The organism is Kitasatospora sp. NPDC001539, from assembly GCF_040298565.1.
Lineage (GTDB): Bacteria > Actinomycetota > Actinomycetes > Streptomycetales > Streptomycetaceae > Kitasatospora.
Genome location: NZ_JBEPAK010000306.1, coordinates 1 through 7,302 on the forward strand (window position 1 = coordinate 1; position 7,302 = coordinate 7,302).

General features: G+C 74.0%; 1 protein-coding gene. It reads left to right on the forward strand.

Going from position 1 to position 7,302, the window contains the following annotated elements; translation table 11 throughout:
• On the forward strand, positions 1-7,302 hold a 7,302-nt coding region (locus ABT247_RS29975), incomplete at both ends, for a non-ribosomal peptide synthetase (RefSeq protein ID WP_350748713.1).

A 7,302-nucleotide genomic window follows, 5' to 3' on the forward strand; every position in this document is an offset into this window, starting at 1 on the left:
GCCGCGCCGTGGAGGCTTCGCTGCGCCGCCACCCCCAGCTCACGGCGGGCTTCTGGCACGACGGGTCGGACGCTCCGCTCCAGTTCGTACCCCGCGCGTTCTCCCTGCCGTGGCAGGAGATCGACCTGAGCGGCCTCGACCAGGAGGCCCGGGCCGCGGAGCTGGACCGCGTCCTGGCCGACCAGCCCCGCTTCACGCCCAGTCGCCCGCCGCTGTTCCGCTTCGTCCTGGTTCGGACCGCGACGGACCGGCACAGTCTCGTCTTCACCCACCACCACCTCCTCCTGGACGGCTGGTCGGTGCCGCTGCTGCTGCAGGAGGTCCTCAGCGGGTACGCCGCGGACGGCGACTCCACCGCGCTGCGGCCGGCCGTCGACTACCACGCGTACTCGGAGTGGCTGCGCGGCCAGGACCGGGCCGCAGCCGAGGCCGCCTGGCGCACCGCGCTGGCCGGCCTCGCGGGTCCGACCCGACTCGCCGCCCGGGACGCGCAACCGGTCGGCGGCAGCGTCGCCGAGATCGCGGTGGAGCTGGGTACCCGGCTCACGGGCGCCCTCGAGCGTGCCGGCCGACGGCACGGGATCACTCTCGGCACGCTCGTGCAGGGCGCCTGGGCGGTGCTGCTGGGCGGCCTGACCGGGACCCAGGACGTCGTCTTCGGCGGCACCGTCGCGGGCCGGCCGCCGGAGGTCGACGGCATCGAGTCGATGCTGGGCCTGTTCATCAACACCCTGCCCGTCCGGGCCGGGTTCGACCGCGCCGAGCCCGTGCACGGGCTGCTCAGCCGTCTGCAGGGCGAGCAGGCCGAGCTGACCGCCCACCAGCACCTGCCGTTGGCCGAGGTGCAGCGCCTGGGCGGTGTCGGCGAGCTCTTCGACACCCTGCTGGTGATCGAGAACTACCCGTTCGAGCCGGAGTCGCTGAAGACGGCGGACGGTGGTCTGCGGGTCGCGGCGATCGACGGCCGGGACGACACGCACTACCCGCTGAGCATCGCCGTGATGATGGGCGAGTCGCTGCGCCTGCGACTGGGGCACCGCACCGACCTGCTCACGACCGAGCACGTCCAGGCCGTCGCGGCGGCTCTGGTGCACGTCCTGGAGCAGTTCGCCGAGGACCTGGAGCAGCCGGTCGGCCGGGTCCGGCTGCTGGATCCCGCCGCACGCGCAGCGGTCCTCGGCCAGGGGCGCGGCGCGGCCGCTCCGGCGGCGGCCGGCACCGTCGTCGGGCTGCTGGAGGAACAGGCCGCACGGACGCCGGACCTCAGGGCGTTGGTCGGCACCGACGGCGCGCTGACGTACGCGGAGCTCAACGCCCGGGCCAACCGGCTCGCCCGTCTTCTGACCGGCCGCGGGGTCGGGCCGGAGCGGACGGTCGGTCTCCTGATGCCGCGCGGTGTGGACACCGTCGTCACGATGTTCGCCGTCCTGAAGGCCGGCGGGGCCTACCTGCCGATCGACCCCGCGCTGCCCTCCGAACGGATCGGGTTCGCGATCGAGGACACCGACCCGGTCGTCGTGGTGACCACCCGCGACCTGGCCGCCGGGCTCGCCCCGGGGCTGTCCCGGGACTCCCTCCTGCTCCTGGACGACGCGGCCACCGTCACCGAACTCGCCGCGCTCCCGGCCCACGACCGCACCCCGGACGAGCCGGGTGACGCGGCGCGCCCGGAGAACCTGGCCTATCTGATCCACACCTCCGGTTCCACCGGCGTTCCCAAGGGCGTCGGGGTCGAGCACCGCAACCTGATGAACCTGTTCGCGGCCCACCGGCAGGACCTCTTCGAGCCGGCGGTGGCAGCCGCGGGCGGGCGGCGCTTCCGCGCCGCCCTCACCGCCTCGCTGTCGTTCGACACGTCCTTCGACGGCGTGCTGTGGATGCTGGCCGGCCACGAACTCCACATCATCGACGACGACGTGCGCCGGGACCCGCGGGCTCTGGTGTCCTACGTCGCGACGGAACGCGTCGACTTCCTCGACGTGACCCCGTCGTACTGCGCCCAGCTGTTGGACGCCGGGCTCCTGGACGACGCCGACACGGCGCCAGCGGTGCTGATGCTCGGCGGTGAGGCGCTCGGCCCGGATCTCTGGGCCCGTCTGCGCGCCGCCCGTACGACGGCGAGCCACAACTTCTACGGCCCGACCGAGTACACCATTGACGCCCTGTCGTTCCCGCTCAGCGACTCGGAGCAGCCGGTGATCGGCGGCCCGCTGCGCAACGGGCGGGCGTACGTGCTCGACGGCGCGCTCCAACCGGTGCCACCGGGCGCACCGGGCGAGCTGTACCTCGCCGGGCCGCAGGTCGCCCGGGGCTACGCCGGTCGGCCGGCGCTGACAGCGGACCGGTTCGTCGCCGATCCGTTCGGCTCGGGCGGGCGCATGTACCGCACCGGAGACGTCGTGCGCTGGTCCGGGCACGGGCTGATCGAGTTCCTCGGCCGCGCGGACGAACAGGTCAAGATCCGCGGCTACCGCATCGAACTCGGCGAGATCGAGCAGGCGTTGGCCGCACACCCCACCGTGTCCCGAGCGGCGGTGGTCGCCCGGACCGACGCGCCCGCGGTGACCCGGCTGGTGGCCTACGCGGTCGGAACGGCCGGGCCGGTGGACCCGGCGGAGCTGCGCGCCCACCTGGCCCGGGTCCTGCCCGAGTACATGGTTCCGGCCGCGGTGGTGCCGATCGCGGAACTGCCGCTCACCGTGAACGGCAAGCTCGACGTCGCCGCGCTGCCCGCACCCGACTTCACGGTCGCGGTCTCCTCGCGGTCGGCGGCCACGCCGGCCGAGCACACGCTCTGCACACTGTTCCAGGAGGTGCTGGGCCTGCCCGCGGTCGGGATCGACGACGACTTCTTCGCGCTCGGCGGCGACAGCATCATCTCCATCCAGTTGGTCAGCCGCGCCCGCCGCGCCGGACTGGAGATCAGCCCCCGGGACGTCTTCACGCGCCGCACCGTGGCCGCGCTGGCGGCCGGGGCGGCGACGGTCACCGACCGCGGGGCGAGCCCTGACCCCGCCGCGGTGGGCGAGGTCCCGCTGACGCCGATCGTCCACGCCCAGCACGAACTGGGCGGACCGGTCGACGGCTTCCACCAGGCCTTCGTCCTGTCGCTGCCGGCCGGCGCCACGGCGGACCGACTGGCCCGGGTGCTGCAGACCGTGGTGGACCACCACGACGCGCTCCGCCTGCGGCTGGACGTGAACGCCGGCGCCTGGCAGTTGACCGTCCGGGAACCGGGCGCGGTCCACGCCGACGCCCTGCTGTCCCGTACGGCGGTCGAGGTCCCGCAGGACGGGGCGCGTGACGAGGCCTTCGACGATGCGCTCCGCGCCGAGCTCCCGCTGTCCCGGGCCCGGCTGGCCCCGACGGCCGGGACCGTGCTCGACGCGGTGTGGTTCGACGCCGGCCCCGCCCATGCCGGGCGGCTGCTGCTGAACATCCACCACCTGGCCGTCGACGGGGTGTCCTGGCGGATCCTCCAGGAGGACCTGCGGATCGCCTGGGAGGCGCAGGAAGCCGGCCGCGAAGCGCGGCTCCCCCGGGTGGGGACCTCGTTGCGGTCCTGGGCGACGCGACTGACCGAGCTCGCCCGGACCCCGGAGCGGGAGCAGGAGCTGCCGCTCTGGCTGGACCTGCTGCGCACCGACGACCCCGCCGTGGCCGACCGCGTGCTGGACCCGGCCCGGGACGTGGCCGCGACCGCCCGGACGCTCACCGTGTCCGTGCCCTCGGAGCAGACCGTTCCGTTGCTCACCACCCTTCCTGCGGCCTACTCCACCGGCGTCACCGAGATCCTGCTGGCCGGATTCGCCCTGGCCGTCGCCGACTGGCGCCGGCACCGGGGGCAGCCGGCGGAGGGCCCGCTGGTGGACGTCGAGAGCCATGGCCGGCACGACCTGTTCGCCGGCGCCGACCTGTCGCGGACGGTCGGCTGGTTCACCGAACAGCACCCCGTCCGGGTCGACCCCGGCCCGCTGGACTGGGGGGACGTCTCGCTCGGCGGCCCGTCCGTGGGCCAGGCGGTCAAGCGGATCAAGGAGCAGGTCAACGCGCTGCCCGGCAACGGAGCAGGTTACGGCCTCCTGCGGTACCTCAACCCGGGCACCTCCCGCGCCCTGGCGGAGCTGCCGTCCGCCGAGTGGGGCTTCAACTACCTGGGCCGCTTCGCCGACGGGGCGGCCGGCAAGGACTGGGCACCGGCCGGCACGACCGGCCTGATCGGCGGCGCCGACCGGCGGATGCCGTTGGAGCACGCCGTCGACCTGACCCTGGTCACCGAGGACCGTCCCGAAGGTCCGGTCCTGGTGGCGACCTGGACCTGGGCCGGTGAACTGCTCGCCGAGCCGGAGGTCGAGCAGCTCTCCCGGGCCTGGCTGCGGTCCGTCGAGGCGCTCGCGGCCCACGCCGCGGATCCCGCGGCCGGCGGGCGGACCCCGTCCGACTTCCCGCTCGTGTCGCTGTCCATGCGTGAGGTGGAGCTGCTCGAAGCCGCCCAGCCGGCGTTGGTCGACGTCCTGCCGCTGGCACCGCTGCAGCAGGGCCTGATGTTCCAGAGCATGGTGAGCGAGGGCGAACTGGACCTCTACACCTCGCTGCTGACCCTGGACGTCCGCGGGCCGCTGGACGTGGCCCGGCTGCGCTCGGCCTGGGACGAGCTGGTGGTGCGGCACCCCAACCTCCGGACCGAGTTCCGCCAGGAGGGCCTGCGCGACACCGTCGCGGTGGTCGTGGCCTCCGTCGACCTTCCGTGGACGCACGTCGACCTGTCGGACCTGGGGTCCGAGGAGCGCGCCGAGCGGCTGCGCGGTCTCGTCGAGCAGGAGCGGGGCCACCGCTTCGACCTCGGCAGCGCACCGCTGCTCAGGTTCACCGTCGTCCGCCTCGGGGACGACCATCACCAACTGCTGTTCACCAACCACCACATGCTGGTGGACGGCTGGTCGATGCCGATGCTCTTCGCCGAGCTGTTCGAGCTGTACACCGGCGGCGAGCGCACCCCCCGGCTGCCGTACACCTACCGGGACTACCTCGCCTGGCTGGGCCGGCAGGACCGGGGCGCCGCGGAGCTGGCCTGGAGCCGTGAGCTGGCCGGCCTGGACGGTCCCACCCTGCTGGCCCCGGCCAAGCTCTCGCGCGAGGTCGTGGTGCCGTCGCGCCTGACCACCGAGCTGTCCGAGGAGTCGACGGCGGCGTTGAGCGCCACCGCCCGCCAGTACGGCCTCACCCTCAACACGGTGGTGCAGTCGGCACTCGCCGTGCTCATCGCCCGGCTGACCGGACGGACGGACGTCGTGTTCGGGACGACCGTCTCCGGCCGTCCGGCGGAGCTGCCCGGGATCGAGGACATGCTCGGCATGTTCATCAACACCGTCCCGGTCCGGGCGGAGGTCCGCCCCGAGCAGACCCTGCTCGACACCGCGAAGCTGCTGCAGGAGCGCCAGTCCGCGCTGCTCGAGCACCACCACCTCGGGCTGGCCGACATCCAACGGGCGGCGTCGCAGCGCGAGCTGTTCGACACCGTCATCTCCTTCCAGAACTTCCCGCTGCAGCAGGCCCTCCCGGACCTCGGCGAGGCAGGACTGGAGGTGACGGCCGCCGAGAGCACCGACGCCAGCCACTACCCGTTCGTCTTCCACGCGTTCCCCGGCGAGCGCATCGAACTTCGCATCACGTACCAGCCCGACCTGCTGGACGAGACCGCGGCGCGGGCGATGCTGGACCGGCTGGCGCTCGCGGTGTCCGCGTTCGCCTCCCAGCCGGAACGCCCGGTGGGCCGGCTGGACCTGTTCGCCGAGGGCGAGCAGGAGGAGCTGCGCCGCTTCGCCGCCGGCGGGACGTCGGCCGCGACGGCCGGTCACTTCGCCGAACTCTTCGAACGCGTGGCGGCCGCCACGCCTCAGGCACCGGCGGTGCGCTGGGAGGACCGGACCCTCAGCTACGAGGAGGTCAACCGGCACGCCAACCGGCTCGCCCGCCGACTGGTCGCGAGCGGCGTCGGCCCCGAGCGCTTCGTGGCGGTGGTCCTGCCCCGGTCGGTGTCCTGGATCGTCGCGGTCCTCGCGGTGGCGAAGGCCGGCGGCGCCTACCTGCCGGTCGACCCCGAGTACCCGCAGGACCGGATCGAGTTCATGCTCTCGGACGCGCAGCCGGTGCTGGCCGTCACGTCGAGCGCGACCGCGGACGCGGTGGCGTCGGTGGCCGGTCTTCCGCAGCTGCGGCTGGACGACGCCGACGTCGTCTCCGCACTGGCCGCCGAAGCCGACGGTGACCTCAGCGCGGCAGAACGCAGCGGCACCGCGGGCATCGCGGGTGCGGCGTACATGATCTACACCTCCGGTTCGACCGGTCGGCCGAAGGGCGTCGTCGTCACCCACGCGGCGCTGGCCGCCCTGGCCGACCTGCACGCGAGCAGGCTCGGGGCGGGGCCCGGCAAGCGGGTCCTGCAGTTCGCCTCGCCGAGCTTCGACGCGTCGGTCTGGGAGATCTGCATGGGGCTGCTGACCGGCGCCACGCTCGTCCTGGCACCCGCGCACCGGCTGCTGCCGGGCCCGGCGCTCGTCGAACTGGTCGCCGAGCACGGGATCACCCACGCCACCATCCCGCCGACCCCGCTCGGGGCGGTGGGGGACGAGGACCTGCCGAGCCTCGAAGCGCTCGTCGTCGCGGGCGAGGCCACCCCGGCCGAACTGGTCGACCGGTGGGCCCCGGGCCGCACGATGGTCAACGCCTACGGGCCGACCGAGACCACGGTCTGCGCGACCGTCAGCGGCGCGCTCGACACCGGCCGTCCCACCATCGGCAAGCCGATCCCCCACACCCTGGTGCGGGTGCTGGACTCTGCGCTGCGCCCCGCTCCGGTGGGTGTCGCGGGCGAGGTCTACATCAGCGGCCTCCCGCTGGCCCGCGGCTACTGGAAGCGCGCAGGCCTGACGGCCGAGCGGTTCGTGGCGGACCCCTTCGGTCCGGCCGGCGCCCGCATGTACCGCACGGGTGACCTGGCGCGCTGGCGCGCCGACGGAGAGCTCGACTTCCTCGGCCGGGCCGACCAGCAGGTCAAGCTGCGCGGCTTCCGGATCGAACCGGCGGAGATCGAGACCGTGCTGACGCGGGCCGCGGGGGTGGACGAGGCGCTGGTGACGGTCCGCGAGGACCAGCCCGGCGACCCGCGTCTGGTCGGCTACCTGCTGGCCGCCGAGGGCCAGGACCTCGACCTGGACGCGGTCGTCGCCACGGCCGGCGCGTCCCTGCCGGACTACATGGTGCCGCAGTCCTTCGTCGTCCTCACGGCCTGGCCGATGACGC